The organism is Brevundimonas sp. AVps7, assembly GCF_058681545.1.
In genome coordinates, this window is record NZ_CM178742.1 from 2,966,947 (window position 1) to 2,990,489 (window position 23,543).

The 23,543-nt window shown below is 67.9% G+C and carries 21 protein-coding genes; 13 read left to right on the forward strand and 8 right to left on the reverse strand.

All coding sequences use genetic code 11. The features are described from left to right. Positions 1–55 precede the first annotated feature (55 nt). Positions 56–1,663, forward strand: a complete 1,608-nt coding sequence (locus tag ACW17Y_RS14810) for an ATP-binding protein (RefSeq protein ID WP_492036435.1) — start codon at positions 56–58, stop codon at positions 1,661–1,663. Between the two features lie 76 nt (positions 1,664–1,739). On the opposite strand, the gene infC is transcribed toward ACW17Y_RS14810, so the two are convergent. The 3 genes from infC to ACW17Y_RS14825 form a co-directional block, all read right to left on the reverse strand. After that, complete coding sequence (gene infC / locus ACW17Y_RS14815) at positions 1,740–2,261, reverse strand: translation initiation factor IF-3 (RefSeq protein ID WP_269515112.1); 522 nt, start codon at positions 2,259–2,261, stop codon at positions 1,740–1,742. A 121-nt stretch (positions 2,262–2,382) separates the two neighbouring features. Next, the gene (locus ACW17Y_RS14820) at positions 2,383–3,345 is read right to left on the reverse strand and encodes a glycosyltransferase family 9 protein (protein ID WP_492036436.1); all 963 of its coding nucleotides are present in this window, start codon (positions 3,343–3,345) and stop codon (positions 2,383–2,385) included. A 6-nt stretch (positions 3,346–3,351) separates the two neighbouring features. Next, positions 3,352–3,705: a hypothetical protein gene (locus ACW17Y_RS14825; RefSeq protein ID WP_492036437.1), complete on the reverse strand. Its 354-nt coding sequence runs from the start codon at positions 3,703–3,705 to the stop codon at positions 3,352–3,354. Positions 3,706–3,751: 46 nt separating this feature from the next. Here ACW17Y_RS14825 and ACW17Y_RS14830 point away from each other — a divergent pair, with 46 nt between their 5' ends. Next, positions 3,752–4,504, forward strand: a complete 753-nt coding sequence (locus tag ACW17Y_RS14830; protein WP_492036438.1) for an alpha/beta fold hydrolase — start codon at positions 3,752–3,754, stop codon at positions 4,502–4,504. On the opposite strand, the gene ACW17Y_RS14835 is transcribed toward ACW17Y_RS14830, so the two are convergent. Then, positions 4,501–5,862 (reverse strand): M23 family metallopeptidase, encoded by a 1,362-nt coding sequence (locus ACW17Y_RS14835; RefSeq protein WP_492036439.1) that lies wholly within the window; start codon positions 5,860–5,862, stop codon positions 4,501–4,503. The two genes, ACW17Y_RS14830 and ACW17Y_RS14835, sit on opposite strands and share 4 nt — an antisense overlap. Before the next feature lie 395 nt (positions 5,863–6,257). Here ACW17Y_RS14835 and ACW17Y_RS14840 point away from each other — a divergent pair, with 395 nt between their 5' ends. The 4 genes from ACW17Y_RS14840 to ACW17Y_RS14855 all read left to right on the forward strand — a co-directional run bounded on the left by ACW17Y_RS14840 (position 6,258) and on the right by ACW17Y_RS14855 (position 12,197). Then, positions 6,258–9,422 (forward strand): intermembrane phospholipid transport protein YdbH family protein, encoded by a 3,165-nt coding sequence (locus ACW17Y_RS14840; protein WP_492036440.1) that lies wholly within the window; start codon positions 6,258–6,260, stop codon positions 9,420–9,422. 76 nt (positions 9,423–9,498) lie between these two features. Next, complete coding sequence (locus ACW17Y_RS14845) at positions 9,499–9,696, forward strand: YnbE family lipoprotein (RefSeq protein ID WP_492036441.1); 198 nt, start codon at positions 9,499–9,501, stop codon at positions 9,694–9,696. A gap of 17 nt (positions 9,697–9,713) precedes the next feature. Next, complete coding sequence (locus tag ACW17Y_RS14850) at positions 9,714–10,073, forward strand: YdbL family probable chaperone protein (protein WP_492036442.1); 360 nt, start codon at positions 9,714–9,716, stop codon at positions 10,071–10,073. 75 nt (positions 10,074–10,148) lie between these two features. Beyond that, positions 10,149–12,197 (forward strand): OPT family oligopeptide transporter, encoded by a 2,049-nt coding sequence (locus tag ACW17Y_RS14855; RefSeq protein WP_492036443.1) that lies wholly within the window; start codon positions 10,149–10,151, stop codon positions 12,195–12,197. 2 nt (positions 12,198–12,199) lie between these two features. On the opposite strand, the gene ACW17Y_RS14860 is transcribed toward ACW17Y_RS14855, so the two are convergent. Both ACW17Y_RS14860 and ACW17Y_RS14865 read right to left on the reverse strand, forming a co-directional pair. Next, complete coding sequence (locus tag ACW17Y_RS14860) at positions 12,200–12,664, reverse strand: hypothetical protein (protein ID WP_492036444.1); 465 nt, start codon at positions 12,662–12,664, stop codon at positions 12,200–12,202. A 10-nt stretch (positions 12,665–12,674) separates the two neighbouring features. Next, a complete protein-coding gene (locus ACW17Y_RS14865) occupies positions 12,675–13,133 on the reverse strand; it encodes a c-type cytochrome (protein WP_492036445.1) in 459 nt (152 codons plus the stop codon). Between the two features lie 181 nt (positions 13,134–13,314). On the opposite strand from ACW17Y_RS14865, the gene typA reads away from it, so the two are divergent. Continuing rightward, positions 13,315–15,147: a translational GTPase TypA gene (typA, locus tag ACW17Y_RS14870; RefSeq protein WP_492036446.1), complete on the forward strand. Its 1,833-nt coding sequence runs from the start codon at positions 13,315–13,317 to the stop codon at positions 15,145–15,147. Positions 15,148–15,209: 62 nt separating this feature from the next. Here typA and ACW17Y_RS14875 read toward each other — a convergent pair whose 3' ends face one another. Both ACW17Y_RS14875 and ACW17Y_RS14880 read right to left on the reverse strand, forming a co-directional pair. Beyond that, positions 15,210–15,956: a HesA/MoeB/ThiF family protein gene (locus ACW17Y_RS14875; RefSeq protein WP_492036447.1), complete on the reverse strand. Its 747-nt coding sequence runs from the start codon at positions 15,954–15,956 to the stop codon at positions 15,210–15,212. 31 nt (positions 15,957–15,987) lie between these two features. Then, positions 15,988–16,377 (reverse strand): BLUF domain-containing protein, encoded by a 390-nt coding sequence (locus tag ACW17Y_RS14880; protein ID WP_492036448.1) that lies wholly within the window; start codon positions 16,375–16,377, stop codon positions 15,988–15,990. A 143-nt stretch (positions 16,378–16,520) separates the two neighbouring features. Here ACW17Y_RS14880 and hslV point away from each other — a divergent pair, with 143 nt between their 5' ends. The 6 genes from hslV to ahcY all read left to right on the forward strand — a co-directional run bounded on the left by hslV (position 16,521) and on the right by ahcY (position 23,516). After that, positions 16,521–17,084 carry an ATP-dependent protease subunit HslV gene (hslV, locus tag ACW17Y_RS14885; RefSeq protein WP_492036449.1) on the forward strand — a complete coding sequence of 188 codons (564 nt, stop codon included), beginning with the start codon at positions 16,521–16,523 and terminating at the stop codon, positions 17,082–17,084. 198 nt (positions 17,085–17,282) lie between these two features. Further along, positions 17,283–18,170: a Cif family virulence factor gene (locus tag ACW17Y_RS14890; RefSeq protein WP_492036450.1), complete on the forward strand. Its 888-nt coding sequence runs from the start codon at positions 17,283–17,285 to the stop codon at positions 18,168–18,170. A 19-nt stretch (positions 18,171–18,189) separates the two neighbouring features. Further along, positions 18,190–19,491, forward strand: a complete 1,302-nt coding sequence (gene hslU, locus ACW17Y_RS14895) for an ATP-dependent protease ATPase subunit HslU (RefSeq protein ID WP_492036451.1) — start codon at positions 18,190–18,192, stop codon at positions 19,489–19,491. A 254-nt stretch (positions 19,492–19,745) separates the two neighbouring features. Next, positions 19,746–20,903 carry a dual-specificity RNA methyltransferase RlmN gene (gene rlmN, locus ACW17Y_RS14900; RefSeq protein ID WP_492036452.1) on the forward strand — a complete coding sequence of 386 codons (1,158 nt, stop codon included), beginning with the start codon at positions 19,746–19,748 and terminating at the stop codon, positions 20,901–20,903. Between the two features lie 197 nt (positions 20,904–21,100). Further along, positions 21,101–21,886 (forward strand): DUF3313 family protein, encoded by a 786-nt coding sequence (locus tag ACW17Y_RS14905; RefSeq protein ID WP_492036453.1) that lies wholly within the window; start codon positions 21,101–21,103, stop codon positions 21,884–21,886. Between the two features lie 238 nt (positions 21,887–22,124). After that, positions 22,125–23,516, forward strand: a complete 1,392-nt coding sequence (ahcY, locus tag ACW17Y_RS14910) for an adenosylhomocysteinase (protein ID WP_492036454.1) — start codon at positions 22,125–22,127, stop codon at positions 23,514–23,516. Positions 23,517–23,543 lie beyond the last annotated feature (27 nt).

Sequence of the window (23,543 nt, forward strand, 5' to 3'; positions counted from 1 at the left end):
CAAAGCCCGCATTAAGTCCCGACGGCTATCGCTCACCACCAGGACAGGAGAGGTCATGGCCCGGATCGGCGACTATGTGGATGCGGTGGAGCCCGTCTCGCCCGAGACGCCGGGGTCGGTCGTGTTCGACCGGTTCCAGGCCGAGCCGAACACCCTGGCCATCGCCGTCGTCGATGAGGAGGGTCGCCCGCTGGGCCTGATCGAGCGCAACGCCTTCACCCTCAAGATGGCCGCCGAGTTCGGGCGCGCCCTCTATGCGCGGCGTCCGGTGTCGAGCCTGATGGATGGCAACCCGCCCTATGCCGAGGCGAGCGCCAGCGCCGAGACCTTCTTCCGCACGGTCGACGCCGCAGAGATGAACATGCTGCTCCGGGGCTTCATCGTCGTCGAGAACGGCCTCTATGTCGGCGTGGGCGCCGGCGTGCAGATTCTGCAGGCGGGCGCGGCCCTGTATCGCAGCAAGGCCGAGGAAATGGGCCTGCTGGCGCGGAACCTGGCGATCGCAGAGGCAGAGGCCCGGGCCTCCAGCCGCGCCAAATCCGAATTCCTGGCGGTGATGAGCCACGAGATCCGCACGCCGCTGAACGGGGTGCTGGGCGTCGCCGGCCTGCTGCAGAGGAAACTCGAACAACCGGAGCTGCGGCAGCACGTCGAGACCATCCTGGACTCCGGCCAGACACTGTTGAGGCTGCTGACCGACGCGCTGGATATGTCGCGGGCCTCGGCCGGTATCCTGAGCATCGATCCCGCGCCCCTGCGCATCGACGGCGTGGGCGCCGATCTGGAGGCCCTGTGGCGGCCGCGCGCTGAGGAAAAGGGGCTGATCCTGACCGTCGCCTGCGACGCCGAGGCCGCCGACTGGGTCATGGCTGACGCCATGCGGATCAAGCAACTGCTCAACAACCTGATCGGCAATGCGCTGAAGTTTACCCAGGTCGGGGAGGTCGTCGTGTCCCTGGCCACCCGCCGGATCGACGGCCTGGTTCGGCTGGACGCGATCGTCGACGACAGTGGTCCGGGCGTGCCGGACGATGCGGCCGCGACCATCTTCGAGCCGTTCAACACTGGGCAGGCGGGGCGCGAGGGCGCCGGCGCCGGACTGGGTCTGGCCATCTGTCGCCAGATTGTCGAGCGAATGGGCGGGACGATCGGCCTGGCCCGTTCGCCCCAGGGCGGGGCACGGTTCCGGTTCACGCTGGACCTGCCCGACTGCGGTCCCGAGATGCGCGCCGCGGCCAGGCCCCTGGCCGAGCCGACGCCGCACGAGACGCTGCACGTGCTGGTCGCTGACGACAACGCGACCAACCGGTTCGTCGCCACCCGTCTGCTGGAAATGTTCGGTTGCACCCACGAGACGGCCGAGAACGGAGCCGAGGCGCTGGAAGCCGCGTCGATCCGGTCGTTCGACCTGATCCTGATGGACATCAAGATGCCGGTGATGGACGGGGTCGCCGCGAGCCGGGCCATCCGTCGCCTGCCCGGCGCGGCTGGCCGAACCCCGATCCTGGCCCTGACCGCCAACGCCGATCCGCGTGATGAGGTGGAGTATGTCGCCGCTGGCATGAACGGCGTGGCCCAGAAGCCGATCCAGCCCGACGCCCTGCTGAACGCCATGCGCCTGGCCCTGGGGTCACAGCCGGCGGTCGAGGCGGAAGCGGCCTGAACGCAAAACGCCCCGGCGAACCGGGGCGTTCATTCTTGCTGGGCTATCGCGCAGTCGCGCTACTTGAGCCCGGTTGTTACTTCGGCGCCAGGATCATGATCATCTGGCGGCCTTCCATACGCGGGGCGTATTCGACCTTGGCGATCTCGTCGAAATCGGCCTGGACCTTGTTCAACAGCTTCATGCCCAGTTCGGGGTGGGCCATCTCGCGACCACGGAAGCGCAGGGTCACCTTGACCTTGTCGCCCTCGTCGAAGAAGCGGTGCATGGCCTTGGCCTTCACCTCATAGTCGTGGACGTCGATGTTCGGGCGGAGCTTGATCTCTTTCAGCTCGACGACCTTCTGGCGCTTGCGGGCCTCGGCCTTCTTCTTCTGCTCCTGGAAGCGGAACTTGCCGTAGTCGAGAATCTTGGCGACGGGCGGCTCCGACGTCGAGACGATCTGAACCAGATCCATGCCCGCCTCCTCGGCGGCCTCCAGAGCGGCGGAGGTCGGCATGACACCCTGCTTCTCGCCGTTCTGGTCGATGAGCAGAACGCGAGGGGCGCGGATGTCTTGGTTCATGGGCGGGCCGTCCTTGGTGGGCGGCTGGTTCATCGGACGGCGAATGGGCGTCGTTTCCTTGTGTTTCCAGGAGTCGGTAGTCTTGCAGGGGTCAGCGCACGGCGCTCCGCCGCGTTCCCCAAGGCGGGCTATATGCGCCCGAAACGCCCGTTCTTCAAGGCTTGGCGGCGGCGTCCGCCCCGATCCAGACGTCATGGAGCGCGATCACGGCCTCGAAGACACGCTGGGTGGTCAGGGCCTCGATCGGCGCGAACTCTCCCCGGACCGGGTTGGAGGCGGCCATAGCGGTGCGCGGACCGCGCGGGCCATAGAGCCACCACTCGGTCGGGCCGAACAGGCCGAGCGTCGGCTTTCCGGCGGCGGCGGCCACATGCATGAGGCCGGAATCGTTGCCGACGAACAGGGCGGCGCGGTCGATGGCGGCGGCCGAGGCCAGGATGTCGCCCTTGCCCACGAAGTCGATGGCGAGGGGTCCGGCGGCTTCAAGCGCGGGAGTCGCGGGCGGCCGGTCGCCGGGTCCGCCGACGGGCATGAAGCGCCAGCCGGCGAAGCGGGGGTCGGCCTTGAGCAGCTCAACCAACTGGCCCCAGCGGTCGGCGGGCCAGCTCTTGCCCGGCTGATGGGCGATGGGGGCGAGCGCCATGATGGGGCCGGGGGCGGTGGAGAGCGCGGGGTCGATGACGGCGGCGGCCTCGGCGCGGGCGCGGTCGTCGATGAAGAGTTCGGGCTCGAGCGGCGCCCCGGAGCCCATCAGGCGTGAGATCATCTCGACCTTGGGCAGGCCGGTCTCCCAGCGCCGGTTGTAGACGATGCGCCGGTCGGCATTGAGCAGGTAGGCGAGAGCCGAACCACGGATGTCGATGACGAGAGCCCAGTGCGTCCCTAAGACCTGACGCCACAGGTCCAGCCAATGTCCGGCGGCCTTCTTCTTGTCGAGCACGATGACCCGTTCGACGCCGGGCGCCGAGCGGAAGAAGGGCGCGGGCGGGCGGCCGCAGGCGACGGTGATCTGCGCCCCCGGAACCTGACGTGCGATCTCGCGCAGGATGCCCGACGAGATGACGCAGTCGCCAATGCGGTTGGAGGTGACGAACAGGACCTTGTTGGACTTTGGCATGTCAATTTAGTCGCAAACCAACTCGCGAATTTTCTTGAGTACCGAGTCCGATTTGTTCGCGGCCAACTCGCGCAGCTTTTTGTCAGGCTCCGCGCTGTCGAGGCTCAAGGTCGCCTTGATGAAGTCACCGACCGTTGTGCCGCGTTTGTAAATTCTCGCATGCTCCCATTGGTTTTGCGGGAGCGGGTCAGGATAATGACTGAGCCCCCGATGGTCCAAAGCTTCGCTGATGTTCGTTACAACGTGAACTCCGAGTTTTCCGGCTCCGTGGATATCACGAAGCTCGCCCATCTTTAGGGTGAACACCCCCTCGCCTGATGTCACCGCTGCCGCCAGATCGTCGTATGTCTCAATGCCCACGCCTAATCTCCTAGGTCAGAATAAAACTATATAAGGTAGAATAATTTTGACTGTCAATTATAAAATATCGATTTTAAATCGTCCTGACGGCGAGACCCTCGCCTACAGGCGCATTACCGGATCCGGCCCGACCATCGTCTGGATCGGCGGGTTCCGGTCGGACATGGAGGGGACCAAAGCCCTAGCCCTGGAGGCGGCGGCGCAGGAACGCGGCTGGTCCTACGTCCGGTATGACCATTTCGCCCACGGTCAGTCCTCGGGCGACTGGCGTCAGGCCACCATCGGACGCTGGCGCGAGGACGCCATCGCCCTGATCGACAGTCTGGAAGGCCCGGTCATACTGGTCGGCTCGTCGATGGGCGGCTGGGTCGCTCTGCTGCTGGCGCTCGCGCGTCCGGAACGGATGTACGGACTGGTGCTGGTCAACCCGGCCCAGGACTTCACCGAACGACTGATGTGGCCGTCGCTGGACGACCATGTGCGCCAGTCGATCCTGCGCGACGGCGAGGCGCTGATCGTCGAGGCGGGGCTGGGGGAATACGTCCTGACCGGCCGGATGTTCGAGGAGGCGCGCGACTGGCTGCTGCTGGACGCGGCCATTCCGATCGCGGCGCCTGTGCACATCCTTCAGGGACGCGCCGATGAGACCGTACCGCAAGCGCATGCCCTGGCCCTGGTCGAGCGCCTGACCGGCGGCGACGTGACGCTGGATCTGGTCGAGGGCGGCGATCACCGGCTGTCGACGCCGCGCGATCTGGCGCGGCTGGTCGATGCGGTGGAGCGCCTCAGAAGCCTCTAGGTCGCGCGGGCCGCGGGACGCAGGCCTTCGACATTGGCCTGAAGCACCGTCGGGCGACGCTCGCCGCCGGCGGCGATGATGCGGTCGATCCGGGCCTTTTCGGCGCGGAAGCCGGCCAGGTCGGCGCCGGCGAGGACGGTGGATTCGTCCATCCGGATGCCGGACGGATTGATCCGCTGGCCGTTGCGCCAGATTTCATAGTGCAGGTGCGGACCGGTCGAGGCGCCGGTCGAACCGACATAGGCGACAACCTGGCCCTGGGACACGCGCTGACCGGCGCGGATTCCTGCGCCGTAGCGCGAGAGGTGGCCGTAGCCCGACTCGAGGCCGTTGGCGTGACGGATGCGCAACCAGTTGCCGTAGCCGCCCCAGCGACGCGCCTCGACGACGACGCCGTCCGAGGGGGCGACGATCGGCGTGCCGGTGCCGGCGGCGAAGTCGATGCCCTGGTGCATCTTGCGATAGCCGGAAATCGGGTGGACCCGGAAACCGAAGCTCGACGACACGCGGGCCGCGCGGTCCAGAGGGGTGCGCATCATCGAGGAGCGCATGTTCTTGCCGGTGGCGTCGTAATACTGGGCCTCGCGGGCGCCGGCGGGCTGGTAGCGATAGAAGACCACGCCCTTGAGCTCGGCGTAGAGCAGTTCGTCGGTGTCCACCGTGCGACCGTTCTCGGTCACCGTCCGGCCGAAGACCAGGGTGAACTCGTCGGAGGCGCGCACGTCACGCTCGAGGTCCAGCTTGTGGGAGAACAACTGGTTGGCCTTGCGGCGGATGGCGGCGTCCGCCCCCATGCGCTGGGCAGTGGCCGAGAGGGAGCCGTGAACCTCGCCCTTGAGGACGACGGTCTCGTGCGTGACCCGCTCTTCCAGAGCGCGCAGGCGCAGGGCGCCGTCGAAGCTGCGCGACACGGTCAGCTGGCTGGCAGGGCCGGTGCGCATCGTCAGGCCGATCAGGCGGGCGTCGCCGCGGCCCCCGCGCGGACGGGCGATGGCGGTTTCGAACCGCAGACCGGCGCGCATCTGCGACAGGTCGAACGCGTTGGAGAGGGTGGCGGCGACGGCCGAGGCGTCGGCGGCGCCGATGCCGGTGCGGCGGACGGCCTGTTCAAAGGTCTCGCCGCGACGGATCTGGACGGGAATGGCTTCTGGAGCGGTCAGACCGGCGGGGGTCCCGGCTGCGTCGAACGCGCGGGCCTCCAGCGAGGCGACCTGAAGAGCAGTCAGTTCGGGAACGACTTCGGCCTGCGCGGGTTGGTAGACTCGTCCCGCCAGCATGGCCACCGTGACGGCGGCGGCGGCGGTCAGGAGGTGCGGAGCGAAACGCATCGGCTGGCGTCGCGGATCGAACTGGGCCATCGGTCCCCGGCAGAAAACGACGCCACGCGGCGCCCAATCACACTCAAAGCAAGGTTCGCGCCCAAGTCCCCCCGGTCACGAAGCGCGTCCTATACCTTGTGGGTCGCATGATGGGAAGACGGGTCGTTACAAATGATTAACCGCAGTGAAGCGGGTCGGTAATTCGAGGCGCTTTTGGGTATTTCGACAGGTCACGGGACAGTCTATCGCCAAGCTATGGTCGCCTCTGCTGTCGTTCCTGAATCATTGCGAGGCCCTCGCAGTGTCGCCTTCACTCTAAGTGACCGTGGCGCCACTCAATGTGGCACGGCCGCCACGGCTGTTTCACCGCGCAACACCTTGAGGATGCTCATCGGCCTTTCCGTCCCTATCCGGCACAGGCTGGAGCACCGGGCATGAGCGATACGCCTCCCGAGAGAAAAATCCGGCGCAGCCATCGCCTGACGCGCGCAATCGGCATCGGTCTGGCGGTCGGGCTGATCGTTCTCGCCCTGCTGGCCACTGTCGCATGGCTGAACCGGCGGGCGGCGGCGCGGGAGATTCTGGTCGGCTGGCTGGACCAGCGCGGCATCGAGGCGGACGTCGAGATCGCGCGTCTGGAGCTGAACGGTTTCGTCGGCAGCGTGCGCATCGGCGACGAGAGCAATCCCGACGTGACGATCCAGCGCGTCGAGGTCGACTATGCCCTCGGCCTGCCCTGGTCCTCGACCGGTCTCGGGGTGACGCCCAGCCGGATTCGCCTCGTCCGCCCTGTCGCGCGGGCCAGCTGGAAGGACGGCAAGCTGTCGTTCGGTTCTCTGGATCCGCTGATCGAGGAGTTCACAGGCCGCCCGCCCCGCCCCGACAGCCGGGGTCCGGTCGTCATCGTCGAGACCGGCCGGCTGAGGCTTGATACGGAATACGGTCCCGTCTCCCTGCTGGCCGATGCGCGTATCGACAACGGCAAGCTGATGCGGCTGGCGGCGCGGATGCCCGCCGCCTCCCTGAAGAGCGGCGAGATCGAGGCGCGGGGGCTCGGCGGCGAACTGGACCTGACCACAACCGGTGACCGGGTGGCTCTGCAGGTCGATCTGGCGGCGGAAGCGTTCGCCGCGCCGGGACTGAACGGCGATACCGCCCGCCTGTCGGGGACCGCCGACCTGCCCTATCCCGACCTGAAGACCCGGCGCGGCGACGGGCGCGCCGCCGTCGACCTGACCCTGTCCGGCGACCGGCTGGCGGTCGGAGACGCGGCGACGACCGGCGCCGTCCTGACCCTGATCGCCAACGGGCAGGTCAGCGGCTGGATCGAGACCCTCGCCTTCAACGGAACCACCTCGACGCGGCTGCGGGCCGCGAGCCTGTCCGCGCCCGGTCTGTCTGCCCGCTCGACGGAGATCACGGCGTCCGACGCCCGCGTCGCCCTGCTGCGCCGCGCCGACGGTCTGTCCTGGAGCCACGAAGGGCCGGTTCGAGTCGCCGCCGCATCCGGCCGGGCCGGCGATCTGGTCCTGACCGGGGCCGACATGACCTCGTCACGGCTGGCCTTGAGCGGCGCGGGTGGAGCGGTGGAGGCCAGCGGCCCCCTGTCGGCGCGTCTGGACCGCGCGTCCTTTGACACGTTGAATCTGAACCAGACGACCGGCCGGTTCGACCTCGACTTCGCCTCCGGCCGTCCGACGGCCCTGGTCCTGACCGGATCGCTGGCCTCGGCGCGCGGCGCCTGGCCCCTGTTCGGACCGGTGACATCGGACGACGTGCCGGAGCTGGCGGAGATGAAGCGGGCGCTCGGCGCCTTTGCCCTCGACGTTCCGGCCCTGCGTCTGACCAGCGGCGACGCCGGTCTGGCCGTGACCCTGCCCCGCGCGGCCCTACTTACCCCGGCGAACGGCGGCGCCGTCACCATCAACCCCGTCGCCGCGCCGATCTTCGCCGCCCGTCCCGGCGAGAGGGGCGGCGGGGCGCTGAATGTCGTCGCCACGCGGGGACAGGGCCTGCCCGAGGCGACCTTCGCTATTCCCAATTGGCGGCTGACCGCCGGCGGGTTCGAGGCGACGCTCGACGGAACGGCCGCGCTCGACTTCGGCCTGGCGCGGGGGCTGAACGTCCAGACCCGGGGCGTGCTGGCGACCAATGCGGGCCGCCTGACCTATGTCGCCTCCGACTGCCTCACCTTTACCGCCGAGCGGCTGGAGCTGGAGGAGAACGACGTCATGGACCTGTCTGGTGGACTGTGCGCCTCGGGCGGGCCGCTGGTCGTCTCCGAGAACGGTCGCTGGCGGGCGGGCGGAAGGCTGGACGACGTGAAGGCCTCGGCGCCCTTCCTGGCCATGACCTTCGACAACGTTCAGGGCGTCGCGTTCGCCACGGGTTCCCGGGCCGGTCTGGGGCTGGAAGCGACGATTGACTCGGCGAATGTCGAGGACGCCACCCGGCCTCGCCGGTTCAATCCGTTGACCGCTTCCGGCTCTGCGACGCTTGCGGACGAGACGTGGGGCGGCGTCTTCGACCTGGCCCGCAACGACGTCGTACTCGGTGAGTTGACCCTGGCCCACGACGGGAAGACGGGCGAGGGCGGCATCGTCATCGACGCGCCGTCGCTGGTCTTCGCCGAAGGCGGCCTCCAGCCCGCCGACCTCAGCCCCCTGGCCGCCGACTTCGTTCAGTCGCCTGCGACCGGTTCGGCCTCGTTCAACGGCCGCCTTGGCTGGAGCGACGATCTGCCCGAGGGCACGAGTTCCGGCCGTCTGGTCATCCCGGGGATCGACTTCGTCAGCCCGGCCGGGGCTGTGAAGGGTCTGAGCGGGACCATCGACTTCACCAATCTGGCGCCGTTGACCACGGCGCCGGGCCAGACGTTGCGGATTGCGACCCTGGAATCGGTCGCCGACTTCACCGAACTTGACCTGACCTTCTCGCTGGACAAGGCCGCGATCAGCGTGGCCGGCGGAGAAATCCGCGCGGCGGGCGGCACGGTCAGCGTCGAGCCCTTCTCCGTCCCGCTGGATCGCCGGCCCTTCTCCGGCGTGATCGTGCTGGACCGGGTGCAGCTGGGCGAACTGATCGCCGGCTCCGGCTTCGGCGACCGGGTCAAGCTGGACGCCGTGGTGTCCGGCCGCCTTCCCTTCACCTCAGATCCCGACACGGGCGTGCGAATCGCCGGCGGGACCCTCTACGCCGCGCAGCCGGGTCGGCTGTCGATTGCGCGCGAGGCCCTGTCGGATCTGGAGGCGGGCGGCGGCGGCGAGGTGCCGCCCAACACCGTCGAGGATCTGGCCTATCAGGCGATGGAGAACCTGGCCTTCGACACCCTGACCGCCGACGTCGACAGCCAGGATGCGGGCCGCTTGGGCGTGCGCTTCCACATCGTCGGCCGCCACGACCCGCCGCAGCGTCAGGAGCTGCGTCTGTCCCTGTCCGAGCTGATCAGCCGGGAGTTCCTGAACCGGACCCTGCCCTTGCCGTCGGGGACGGGGATCAACCTGACGCTCGACACGACCTTGAACCTGAACCAGCTCGTTTCCGACCTGTTGGCCGTCAATCGGGCGCGCAATGGAAGTCCTGACGAGGAACAGCCTTGACCGTTCAGAGCCCGTTCACACCACGAGGCGCATCCCTCACGCCAGTTAAAGCGTTGAAGTCTCCGGAGACCGCAGCATGACCCCGCCACAGAACCGTATCGCCCGCCTGGGCCTCCTGGCGCTCGCCGCCTCGGCCATGCTGGGCGCATGCACCCCGACCATTCGTCTGGAGGTCGCGCCGATCGAGATCTACGCCAAGCTGGACGCCGATGTCCGCGTGCGGCTGGATCGCGAGCTGCAGGACCTGCTGGCCGAAAACCCCAATCTGTTCTGATGGAAAAGACTCCTCCCATGACCTTCCGCAAATACTTCGTTCTGGGCGCCGCCGTCGTCGCGCTGGGCGTGGCCGCGGGCGCCGCGATGGCTCAGACACCGGCCCAGAAGTCGCTGATCGATGCGGCCAAGGCGCAAGGCGTCGTCGGCGAACAGGCCGATGGCTATCTGGGCGTCCGCACCTCGGCCGATCCCGAGCTGCAGACCGCCGTCGCCGCGACCAACAGCGCGCGCCGTCGGGTCTATGCCGCCAGCGCCGCCGACGTCGGCACCTCCACCGAGGTCGCCGCCGCCCGGATGTTCGAAAGCCAGCTCCTGCCGCGCATCTCGACGGGGCAATGGTACCGCAACGCTTCCGGCCAGTGGGTGCAACGCTAACCTCTTCGGCGCCGCAGCGTTGCTAGCGGCGCCGTTTCAGGATTAGGTCTCGCGCATATTCGAGGGGACCGCCTGATGACCGATACGCCCGCCGCCGCTCCGACAAAGCGCGTCGAACTGACTGTACGCGCGCTGATCCTGGGCTGCCTGCTGGCGGTCGTGTTCACCGCCGCCAACACCTATCTGGGCCTCAAGGTCGGGCTGACCTTCGCCTCGGCCATCCCGGCGGCGGTCATCTCGATGGCCATCCTGCGGGCATTCAAGACCTCCACCATCTGGGAGAACATGACCGTCCAGACCGTGGCCTCGGTCGGCGGGGCCATGAGCTCGATCATCTTCGTCCTGCCCGGCCTGGTCATGGTCGGCTGGTGGCTTGAGTTTCCGTTCTGGGAATCGGTGCTGATCTGCGTCTTCGGCGGCGTGCTGGGCGTCACCTTCTCCATCCCGCTGCGCCGCGCCCTCGTGGTCGACGCGGGCCTGCCCTATCCGGAAGGCGTCGCCGCCGCCGAGGTCCTGACCGTCGGCTCGCGCGGAGCCGAACAGACCGACAGCGCCGTGCGCGAGAACAAGGCCGGCCTGCTGATCGTCATTGTCGGTTCGTTGATCTCGGCCGGTTACGCCCTTCTGGTCGCCGGTCGCGTCTTCGCCGGCGAAGCGGCCAAGTTCATCAAGCTGCCCGCCGCCCTCGGCGGCGGCGCGACGGGCATGGGCTTCGGCATGCAGTTCGCGCTTCTGGGCGCCGGCCACCTGATCGGCCTGACCGTGGGTCTGGCCCAGGCGTTCGGGCTGCTGCTGGCCTGGGGTATCGCCGTGCCGATCCTGACCAGCCCCGACACCATCGCCTGGCTGACGGCCAACGGCATTCCCTCCATCGCCACCACCCTGCCGGCCGGCGTGAGCGCCGAGGAGCTCGCCTCGACCGTCTGGCGACGGGAGGTGCGGTTCATGGGCGCCGGCGTCATCGGCGTCGCCGCCATCTGGACCCTGATCAAACTGGCCGGCCCGCTGATCGGCGGGCTGACCTCGGCGCTCGCCGCCAACCGCCGCCGTAACGCCGGCGAGATTCTCGACCGCACCGAGCAGGACATTCCGATCAATATCGTCGCCGGCCTGTCGGTCGCCTGCCTGATCGGCATCGGCGGGATCCTGGCCTTCTTCGCCAACAGCAATCCGACGCTCGCCGGGTCGACCGTCCTGCTGGTCGCGGGCGGCCTGATCTATGTCGTCCTGATCGGTTTCGCCGTGGCCGCCATCTGCGGCTACATGGCCGGCCTGATCGGCTCGTCCAACAGCCCGGTGTCGGGCGTCGGCATCCTGGCCATCGTCATCGCGTCGGTGCTGATGCTGGGCGTCCTGGCCATCGCCGGCCTGCCCGCCGATCCCTCGGTCGTAGCCTTCGCCCTGATCGTGACGGCTGTCGTGTTCGCGGTCGCGGTCATCGCCAACGACAATCTTCAGGACCTCAAGACCGGCCAGTTGGTCCAGGCCACGCCCTGGCGTCAGCAGACGGCCCTGATCGTCGGCGTCGTCGCCGGCGCCATCGTCATCCCCCTGATCCTCAACCTGCTGAACAAGGCCTTCGGCTTCGAGGGCGGACCGGCCGGCATCGCCGACGAACCTCTGGCGGCCCCTCAGGCGACCCTGATCTCGGCCCTGGCGCGCGGCGTCATTGGCGGCGACCTGCGCTGGGATCTGATCGGCATCGGCGCGGTGATCGGCGTGGTCATCATCATCCTGGACGCCGTCCTGAACGCCTCGACCAAGGGCAAGGTGAAACTGCCGCCTCTGGCCGTCGGCATCGGCTTCTACCTGCCGGCCGCCGTGACCACGATGCTGGTGATCGGCGCCGTCTGCGGCTGGTTCTACGACAAGGCGATCAAGACCACCCGCTTCGCCGACGTCGGGCGTCGCATGGGCGTCTTGCTGGCCTCGGGCCTGATTGTGGGCGAAAGCCTGTTCCTGGTCATGACCGCCGGGGTCATCGTCGCCACCGGCAATGATGCGCCCTTCGCCATGCTGCCGGAAGGCTCGACCTGGCCGGCCATGCTGTCGGGGATCGCGGTGTTCGCCGTCCTGACGCTCGCGCTCTACGCCTGGATCCGCAGCCGCTCGGCCAAGGTCTGAGCCTAGGCTTCGGGCGCGAAGGTCTGGGTCAGGAACCGCTTCCAGCCGGCCTTGACCCGACTCTCGACGGTGAAGTGGAAGCCGGGCTGTCCGTCGTCGCGCGGCCAGTAGACCATGCGCGCCAGCCCGGCCTTCATCTGCGCCTCGAAGGCGACGGCGTCCGAATGGACGTCGGTTCCGTCCGTCAGCCGCCCGGTCGACCGCTTGCCGTCGTTGGTGAAGGAGTGGAACGCCAGCGTCCCTTCCTCGTCCGTCCCGAACAGGGCGACCTCGCGGTAGGGCGGCCGGTCGCCCATCCGCCATTCCGCCTCCAGACGGATCCAGTCCTTGCCGAAGGCGGAAAATGCGCGGCTGCACGACATTCCGTGGGCGGGGGTCGTGCCCTCCCCCGCGCCCGTCGTCACCCATGCCCCGATCAGCGGCGCGAGCGGACCCAGCGCGCCCCGCCCCTTCTTCCAGCCGGACACGATCCTTGTCTTACGTCCGGTAGGCGTCGTGGCAGGACTGGCACGACGCCCGAACGACCATGAACTGCGCCTGGGCGCCGGCCGTGTCGCCGGCGGCGATCAGTTCCTGCAGACGCGCGGCGGCGGCGGCATAGTCGCCGGCCTTCGCCTCGAAGCCTGCGCGGTCTGTCCAGATTTCGGGTTTGGCCTTGGTCGCGGCGCCGAGGGCGTCCGGGCCGGTGCCGGCCGGGAACATTCCCGGCAGGGCGCGTGCCCAGCGGGTCAGGGCCGCCGAGCTGAAGCCCATTGACTGGGCCGGCGCCCCGGCGTCCAGGGCCGCCTTGATCGAACCCATGGTCACGCCGGACATCATCAGGGCCGCCTGACGCGCCGCGACGATCTCGGCCGGAGACATCGCGTCCTCCTGAGCCCCCGCCGCCCCGCCGGCGCACATCAGGGCGACGGCGCCCGCCACGATCAAACGCTTCATCCACTCGCTCCCAAAGCCAAGATGCGAACGCTGCTCCCCGACCGGCACACTGTCAAACGGTCGCCATCTTGGGTCGCTATGGTCTTTCCGCCGCCCAGCCTGTATGAGGCGCGCGCTCCCCGCATGACGCCTCTAACGAGCGGCCACCGCATTGTCGGCCGCCTATTCGCATTGAAACAGAATGAACCTTCGCAACGTCGCCATCATCGCCCACGTCGACCACGGCAAAACGACCCTGGTGGACCAACTCCTGGCCCAGTCCGGCGTCTTCCGAGCCAATGAGGCCCAGACCGAACGCGCGATGGACTCCAACGATCAGGAGAAGGAACGCGGCATCACCATCCTGGCCAAGTGCACCTCGGTGCTCTGGAACGGCAAGGCGGGCGAGACGCGCATCAACATCATCGACACCCCGGGCCACGCCGACTTCGGCGGCGAGGTCGAGCGCATCCTGGGCATGGTGGACGGCTGCGTCATCCTGGTGGACGCCGAAGAGGGCGTCATGCCCCAGACCAAGTTCGTGCTGACCAAGGCCCTGAAGATGGGCCTGCGTCCGATTCTCTGCATCAACAAGGTCGATCGCGCCCACGCCGATCCGGACCGCGTCCACAACGAGACCTTCGACCTGTTCGCCGCCATCGGCGCGACGGACGAGCAGCTCGACTTCCCGCACATCTACGCCTCGGGCCGCAACGGCTGGGCGACGCTGGATCTGAACCAGCCCAACGACAACCTGGCGCCCCTGTTCGACCTGATCGTCGACCACGTCCCGCCGCCCAAGGTTCAGGCGAACAAGGACAAGCCGTTCCAGATCCTGAACGTGCTGATCGAGTCCGATCCGTTCCTGGGTCGCATCCTCACCGGCCGTATCGAGAGCGGCAAGGCTGTCCCCGGCATGGCGATCCACGCCCTGGACCGCGAAGGCAAGGAAATCGAACGCGGCCGCATCACCAAGGTTCTGGCCTTCCGCGGCCTGAAGCGCACGGCCCTGGACGAAGGTTCGGAGGCGGGCGACATCGTCGCCATCGCCGGCATGTCCAAGGCGACCGTGGCCGACACCCTGTGCGCCATGGAAGTCACCGACGCGCTTCCCGCTCAACCCATCGACCCGCCGACCATCTCCATGACCGTCTCGGTCAACGACAGCCCGCTGGCCGGTCGCGAAGGCGACAAGGTCCAGTCGCGCGTCATCCGCGATCGCCTGCTCAAGGAAGCCGAGGCCAACGTCGCCATCCGCGTCACCACGACCGAAGGCGGCGACGCCTATGAGGTCGCCGGACGGGGCGAACTGCAGCTGGGCGTGCTGATCGAAAACATGCGCCGCGAAGGCTTCGAGGTCTCGATCTCGCGTCCGCGCGTGGTGTTCCAGGAAGGTCCGAACGGCGAGAAGCTGGAGCCGATCGAGGACGTCATGATCGACGTCGACGACGAGTTCTCGGGCGTCGTCATCGAGAAACTATCGGCCCGCAAGGCCGAGATGACCGACATGGGTCCGTCGGGCGCCGGCAAGACCCGCATCAGCCTGAAGGCCCCGTCCCGCTCGCTGATCGGCTATCAGGGCGAGTTCCTGACCGACACGCGCGGTTCGGGCGTGCTGAACCGCGTGTTCAGCCACTACGAAGCCTACAAGGGCGACATCGCCGGCCGTCTGAAGGGCGTGCTGATCTCCAACTCGGACGGCGAAACCGCTGCCTTCGCCCTGTGGAACCTGGAAGACCGCGGGGTCATGTTCGTCGGCGCCGGCGAGAAGACCTATGAAGGCATGATCATCGGCGAGAACGCGCGCTGGGACGACCTCGACGTCAACCCGATCAAGGGCAAGCAGCTGACCAACGTCCGCGCCTCCGGCAAGGATGAGGCCGTGCGCCTGACCCCGCCGCGCCAGATGTCGCTGGAACAGGCCATCGCCTACATCTCCGACGACGAGCTGGTGGAGGTGACGCCGAAGTCCATCCGCCTGCGCAAGCAGACGCTGAACCCGTCGTTCCGCAAGAAGCGCACGCGTCCGGAATAGGCGCACCGCGCCTTCGAGACTGAGAGAAGGGGCGCACGAGCCATCGTGCGCCCCTTCTTCGTCTAGGCTGGACGACCCCCGCAGACCGGACAGGCCGGGTCCGCCGTGACCGTCACCGTCCGGCTGGTCGCCGCAAGACCGTCGTAGAGCATCAGGCGACCGGTCAGGGGTTCGCCCGCGCCGGTGATCAGCTTGATCGCCTCCAGCGCCGCCATGGCCCCGATCACCCCGGCCAAGGCGCCGATGACGCCAACGCGGGCGCAGGTCTCGGCGTCCGGCGGGCTTTCCGGCACCAGGCACCGGTAACAGGGCTTGCCGGCGAAAGCCCCCACCTGGCCCGTCCAGCGACCGAGCGCGCCGGAGACCAGCGAAATCCCGGCTGACACGCAGGCCGCGTTGACCAGATGACGCGTCTCGAAATCGTCAGTCCCGTCCAGCACCGCGTCCGCGCCGGCGATGACCGACGCGGCGTTGTCCGCCGTCAGCGAATGGTTCAGCGCCTCGACGCGGACATGGGGATTGATCGCCTCCAGCCGCCCGGCCGCCGCCTCGACCTTCGGCCGATCGATGTCGGCCGTGTCGAACAGGATCTGGCGCTGGAGGTTGGACAGGGAGACGACGTCGCCGTCGATGATGCGCAGCGTCCCGACGCCCGCTGCGGCCAGATACAGCGCCGCCGGTGAGCCCACCCCGCCCGCGCCCACGATGACCACGGTCGCGGCCTTCAGCCTCTGCTGGCCTGGTCCGCCGACCTCCGACAGGACCAGGTGGCGTGCGTAGCGCTCGACCTCTTCGGGGGAGAAATTCATGCGCCTCAGTTAGGCGCGACGGGCTCCGACGTCACGCCGCCTGTTTCAGTTCCACGATCTGCTCGGCCTGATAGCCGGTGATCCCGGCCAGATCGGACATATGCATGGCGGCCAGGACGCCCCGGGGGTTGTCGCACAGGGTCATCGTTTCGGTGAAGGACCGTTCGGCGATCGGCTTGTCGATCAGGACGCGCAGGTTCTTCAGACGACGATCCTCGGACAGGCGACGCAGCAGGCGGTCCAGGTCCACGCGGCGCCCTTCCATCCCATGCAGGCACCAGCCATCGAGGAACATCAGGCCGCTGGTGATGTGATCACGGCGATTGTTACGCTCCGACACGCCGAGAATCTGCGCGAGCGACAGGGTCGACACACCGGTCGAACCTACGGTTTCAGCAGCGATAATGACGCGATAAAGCAAAGCTTATCCTCGTTGAGGTCGGTCTGAGGGACTGATTGTGTCCATGTAACCTGTTACATGGGTGGAAATATGGCTAACCGCGAACACTGTTTTTGCAAAGCTTTCGCCTTGTCTCGCCGTATTTCGGTCGCCATCTGACGGGAATGAACCAGACTTCGAGCAACTTCCCCGACTGGCACGGCACCACCATTCTGGCGGTCCGCAAGGACGGTCGGACCGTCATCGCAGGCGACGGCCAGGTCTCGATGGGCGCCACCATCGTCAAGGGCGCGGCGCGCAAGGTCCGCACACTGGCGGGCGGCAAGGTGCTGGCCGGCTTCGCCGGCGCCACGGCGGACGCCTTCACCCTGATCGAGCGGCTGGAGGCCAAGCTGGAGCAGTATCCGGACCAGCTGGCCCGCGCCTGCGTCGACCTGGCCAAGGACTGGCGCACCGACCGCTACCTGCGGCGGCTCGAGGCCATGCTGCTGGTCGCCGACAAGGACGCCATCTTTACCGTCACCGGCGTCGGCGACGTGCTCGAGCCGGAGTACGGCGTCGCGGCCGTGGGCTCCGGCGGCAACTACGCCTTGGCCGCCGCTCGCGCCCTGATGGACAACACCGACCTGGACGCCGAGGCCGTCGCCCGCCGCGCAATGGCCATCGCGGCGGACATCTGCGTCTACACCAACGGCAACCTGACCGTGGAACGGCTCCAGGCCCCCTAGCAGCGGCAGGTCAGGCGCGCTCAAGCAGCGAGGCTGAGCCTGTCCTCCGGCCGATCGAAGATCGGACCGGGGGGCGAGCCGAGCGATAGCGCCCCGGAAATGTCCAGTCAGGAACCGTCAGGGTGGGCGCCGCCCAGGTTTCGGCGATTTAACGGGACATCCATGCCGATCCCGGCATGACTGACGGCTGGAGTTCCGATGCCCCGTCTGATCCTTCTCGCAGCCCTGTTGCTGGTCTTCGCCCGTCCGGCGCAGGCCCAGCCCGCCGAGGCCTCGCACGTCGTGGCGGCCGAGCGCGCCTTTGCGGCCGACGGCCTGACCATGGGCGTCGACGGCTCCTTCCTGAAATGGTCGGCCGACGACGCCGTGATGATCGCGGGCGGCGCGCCGCGACTGGCGCACGACATTCTCGACCCCGCCGCTGTCTTCGACCCGGCCGCTCCGTCGCTGGTCTGGTGGCCGAACTGGGCGGGAATCTCGAAGTCCGGCGATCTCGGCTTCACCACGGGCGGGGTTGAGGTCGGGGGTCGCCGCACCGGTCACTACTTCACGATCTGGAAGCGCCAGGCCAACGGATCGTGGAAATGGGTCTATGACGGCGGGGTCGGCGCCAGCGCCGCGGAAGTGCCCGGCCCGGAGACAGAGCCGCTTCTCCTGCCCACCTCCATCCTGGAATCGTCGAGCCCGAACTCGGCGATGTCCGAGGTCCGCACTGTCGAGGCCGTCCTCGCCGCCTCCGCCCTGCGCGACCAGAAAGAGGCGCATCTGTCGCTTCTGGCGCCCGACGGCCGCCTCTATGTCGCCCCCCTGCCGCCCGCCGTCGGAGCCAAGGCCTTCCCCGCCGCGCTCGACGCCTGGCCGCACAGTTTCGAGTTCAGCGCCCCGTTCGGCGGCGGATCGTCGAGCGCAGGCGACATGGTCTGGACCTATGGCCGCGCCCTGTGGACCCGGGACGTGGCCCCGCGCGCCGGCCACTACGTTCATCTGTGGCAGAAGCGCTCGATGGGCTGGGTGCTGGTCTTCGCCCAGATCATCAGCGATCCGCCCCCTGCTCCTGTGACGCCACCCCCTCCCGCAGCGGGCTGACAGCGACTATCTGCGGACCATGACCGATCTGTCTCCCCGCGAAATCGTCTCCGAACTCGACCGCTTCATCGTCGGCCAGGGCGACGCCAAGCGCGCCGTCGCTGTCGCCCTGCGGAACCGCTGGCGCAGGAAACGCGTGCCCGACGACCTGCGCGACGAGGTCACGCCCAAGAACATCCTGATGATCGGCCCGACCGGCGTCGGCAAGACCGAGATCGCGCGCCGCCTGGCCCGCCTCGCCGGCTCGCCCTTCCTGAAGGTGGAGGCGACCAAGTTCACCGAGGTCGGCTACGTCGGCCGCGACGTCGACCAGATCATGCGCGACCTGGTCGAGGCGGCTTTGGTCATGGTCCGGGATGCCCGCCGCACAGGCGTCCGCGCCAAGGCCGAGGCGGCGGCGGAGGAACGGATCCTCGACGGCCTGGTCGGACCGGGAGCCCAGCCCGCCACGCGCGACAGTTTCCGCAAGAAGCTGCGCGCCGGCGAGATGGACGACAAGGAGATCGAGATCCAGTTGGCCGACAACGCCTCCCCGATCCAGGGGCTGGACGTGGGCGGCGGCGGCAATGTCGGCCTGCTGAACCTGTCCGACATGCTGGGCAAGCTCGGTGGCGGGCGCACGAAGTCGGTCCGCACCACGGTCAAGGACGCCCTCGCCCCGCTGGTGACCGAGGAGAGCGACAAGCTGCTGGATCAGGACAGCCTGAACCGCGACGCGCTTCGGCTGGCCGAGAACGAGGGCATCGTCTTCATCGACGAGATCGACAAGGTTGCGGGGCGGCAAGACCGCGGCGGCGCCGACGTCTCCCGCGAGGGCGTCCAGCGCGACCTGCTGCCCTTGATCGAGGGCACGACAGTCTCGACCAAATACGGACCGGTGAAGTCGGACCACGTCCTGTTCATCGCCTCAGGCGCCTTCCACGTCGCCAAGCCCTCGGACCTTCTGCCCGAACTCCAGGGCCGTTTGCCGATCCGGGTCGAGCTCAAGGCCCTGACCCGCGACGACTTCGTGCGCATCCTGACCGAGCCCGAGGCCAATCTGATCCGCCAGAACCAGGCGCTTCTGGCGACAGAGGACGTGACGCTGGAGTTCACGCCCGACGCGGTCGAGGCGATGGCCGATGCTGCGGTGGCGGCCAACGGCGCGGTCGAGAACATAGGAGCGCGCAGGCTGGTCACGGTGATCGAACGGGTGCTGGAGGAGACGTCGTTCAAGGCCTCGGACCTCGGCGGCCAGACCCTGACCTTCGACGGCGACGCGGTGCGGGAGAAAGTCGGCGACCTGTCGAAGAATGCGGACCTCAGCCGGTTTATTCTGTGACACCCCTCTCCCCGTGCGGGAGAGGGAGACCGCACACGGCGGCGAAGCCGTCGTCCTTGTGCGGTCGGGTGAGGGGTCACGACGGCTATGGCAGTGAGCCGAACCAACGCCGACCTTCAACGTCAGCGTGACCCCTCATCCGACCTCGCTTCGCTCGGCCACCTTCTCCCGCAAGGGGAGAAGGGACCTGACGCCTTAAATCCATCCCGATCCGTGCTATAAGGCGCGTTCCCCTCCACTCAGGATCATCGCCCGTGAGCGTTACGCTCGACCTGTCGCGCACCTCTGCCCCGGCCAGACCGGCCCCCGTCAACCTTTCCGGTCTGACGCGCGCGGGCCTGCGTCAGGCGCTGATCGACGCCGGCATCTGCCCGCCCGAGAAGGCGAAGATGCGCGCCTCTCAGGTGTGGAGCTGGATCCACCACTATGGGGTCACCGACTTCGCGGCGATGACCAACATCGCCCGCAGCGCCCAGGAGGCGATGGCCGCCGCCTTCACCCTGGCCCGCCCCGAGATCGTCGAGCGTCAGGTGTCGAACGACGGCACGCGCAAATGGCTGATCCGCACCGCGCCCGGCATCGAGATCGAGACGGTCTACATCCCCGACGTGGGCCGGGCCGGCGCCCTTTGCGTCTCGTCCCAGGTCGGCTGCACGCTCAACTGCACCTTCTGCCACACGGGCACCCAGAAGCTGGTCCGCAACCTGACCGCCGCCGAGATCGTGGCGCAGGTCCAGGTGGCCCGCGACGACCTGAACGAATGGCCGTCGCCCAAGGAAGACCGCCGCCTGTCAAACATCGTCTTCATGGGCATGGGCGAGCCGCTGTATAATCTCGACCACGTCTCCGACGCGATCGACATCATCTCCGACAACGAGGGCATCGCCCTGTCGCGCCGGCGGATCACGGTCTCGACCTCGGGCGTCGTTCCCCAGCTCGACGCCTTGGGGACCCGCACCCAGGCCATGCTGGCGATCAGCCTGCACGCCACCAACGACGCCCTGCGCGACGTCCTCGTGCCGCTGAACAAGAAATACAATCTCGAAGCTCTGATGGACGGCATCCGCGCCTATCCGGGCATCTCCAACGCCCGCCGTGTGACCTTCGAATATGTGATGCTGAAGGGGGTCAACGACAGCCCCGACGAGGCCCGCGCCCTGCTGAAGCTGATCGAGGGCATCCCGGCCAAGGTCAACCTGATCCCGTTCAACCCCTGGCCCGGCACGGACTATGAATGCTCGGACTGGAAGACGATCGAGCGGTTCGCCGCCATCCTGAACAAGGCCGGCTACGCCTCGCCGATCCGCACCCCGCGCGGGCGGGACATCCTGGCGGCGTGCGGGCAGCTGAAGTCCGAGAGCGAAAAGGTCCGGGCGAGCACGCTCAGGAAGGCAGAGCAGGCGGCGGCCTAGGCCGCAATCGCTGCTGAGATCGAGCGAAGGTCAACGGCAATCTCCGGACCGCGCCAACGGCCAGGGCCGCGAACAACGCAGGCCGTCTCGGTGAAGTGGGCAGACTGCGCCTTCGAAGCCGAAAACTGTGACACCATGGCGATGATCCTTTCAGCTCCTTTGGTGTTATGCCGCCTCCTCCCCTTCGGATACGCCTCATGACCCAACGCCTTCTTCGGGCCGCTCCCGCTCTGCTCATCAGTGCGCTCGCCCTCGCAGCCTGCCAGACAGCCCCGGCGGCCAACGCGGGGTTTCTGCAGAGCTATGATGGCCTCCAGACAAAGGAGGGCACGCTGCGGGTCTCCGTCCGCGACCGGCGTGATGACGCGGCGGCGCAGGGCGTCGAGCGGGTCTTCATCGAGCCGACCGTCCTGACCGCCGGCGCCGCCGACGGCATCGCTCCGGCCGATGTCGCCCTGGTGCTCGGCGAGGTCGATCGTCAGGTCTGCTACGAAGTCAGCGAGCGGTTCACCGTTCTGCCGACGCCTGCGCCCGACGCCGCGCGGGTCCGCACCGCCGTGACGCGGATCGCGCCCACCGGGGCGGTCGGGTCCGGCGCCTCGGCCGTCGCCAACTTCTTCATTCCCGGCCCCATCGGCGTGCGCCCTCCGGGCACCACGGGCATGCTGGCCGCCGAGGCTGAACTGGTCATCGAGGGCGGAACCCAGGTCGCAGCCCTGGCCTGGGCCCGCTCCGCCAACGTCGTGGGCATGGACACGCCGTCCCTGTCGCACGTCGGCGACGCCCTGCAGTTCGCGGAACTGTTCGGAGACCAGGTCGGCGACAGCTTCGCGCCGAAGGATCGCGAGGTGCGCGACATCGCCACGCCCGACCCCTGCGAACGTTTCGGCCCCCGCAACCAGCCGGGCGGGTTCATCACCCGGGCCGTGACCGGCCTCTATGTGCCCGAGACCCAGGGCGTGCGGTCGCAAACGCCGCAGTAGTATTCCTCCCCCATCGGGGGAGGGGGACCACGAAGTGGTGGAGGGGGTCCGCCGCAGACGCGGTGTCTGAGGTGAGCCCCCTCCGTCACGTCGCGAAGCCGCGCCGCGCCACCTCCCCCAACGGGGGAGGACCAAGGATCATATAAAGACATCCTTATATGATTCTTGCCCTATGTCCGTTCGCGGGCTATAGGCGCGCGCAATCTTCGAACCCTGCCGCGCTCAAGGAGCCGCCTTCATGACCGACTATATCGTCCGCGACATCTCGCTCGCCCCCTTCGGCAACAAAGAGATCGCCATCGCCGAAACGGAAATGCCGGGCCTGATGGCGCTGCGCGAAGAGTTCGGCGCGCAACAGATCCTCAAGGGCGCCCGCATCGCCGGCTCGCTGCACATGACGATCCAGACCGCCGTCCTGATCCAGACGCTGGAAGCCCTGGGCGCCGACGTCCGCTGGGCCTCGTGCAACATCTTCTCGACCCAGGACCACGCCGCGGCCGCCATCGCCGCCAACGGCACGCCCGTCTTCGCCACCAAGGGCGAGACCCTGGAAGAGTACTGGGACTACGCCCACAAGATCTTCGAATGGGCCGACGGCGGCTATCCGAACCTGATCCTCGACGACGGCGGCGACGCGACGCTGCTGTGCGTGCTCGGCCCGAAGGCTGAAAAAGACCTGTCCCTGCTGGCCAACCCGCAGAACGAAGAAGAGGAAGCCCTCTTCAAGGTCATGAAGCGCTACATCGCCGAGAAGCCCGGCTTCTACTCGGCCATCCGCGACGCCATCGGCGGCGTGTCGGAAGAAACCACCACGGGCGTCCACCGCCTGTACGAAATGGCCAAGAAGGGCGACCTGCCGTTCCCCGCCATCAACGTCAACGACAGCGTCACCAAGTCCAAGTTCGACAACCTGTACGGCTGCCGTGAATCGCTGGTCGACGCGATCCGTCGCGGCACCGACGTCATGCTGTCGGGCAAGGTCGCCGTGGTCTGCGGCTACGGAGACGTGGGCAAGGGCTCGGCTGCTTCGCTGCGTCAGGGCGGCGCCCGCGTGAAGGTCACCGAAGTCGATCCCATCTGCGCGCTCCAGGCCGCGATGGAAGGCTATGAGGTCGTCACCGTCGAGGACGTGGCCCACGAGGCCGACATCTTCGTCACCGCCACGGGCAACCTGGACGTCCTGACCGTCGACCACATGCGCGCGATGAAGAACAACGCCATCGTTTGCAACATCGGTCACTTCGACTCGGAGATTCAGGTCGCCGGCCTGAAGAACTTCAAGTGGGACGAGATCAAGCCGCAGGTCCACCACGTCGAGTTCCCGGACGGCAAGAAGATCATCCTGCTGTCGGAAGGCCGTCTGGTGAACCTGGGCAATGCGACGGGCCACCCCTCGTTCGTGATGTCGGCGTCCTTCACCAACCAGACCCTGGCCCAGATCGAACTGTGGACCAACATCAAGGCCTACGAGAACCAGGTCTACACCCTGCCCAAACACCTCGACGAGAAGGTCGCCATGCTCCACCTGGCCAAGCTGGGCGCCAAGCTGACCGTGCTCAACAAGGAACAGGCCGACTACATCGGCGTGCCGACCCAAGGCCCGTTCAAGCCGGAAGCCTACCGCTACTAGGGATAGAGGCCCTCGCCGCGCGATCCG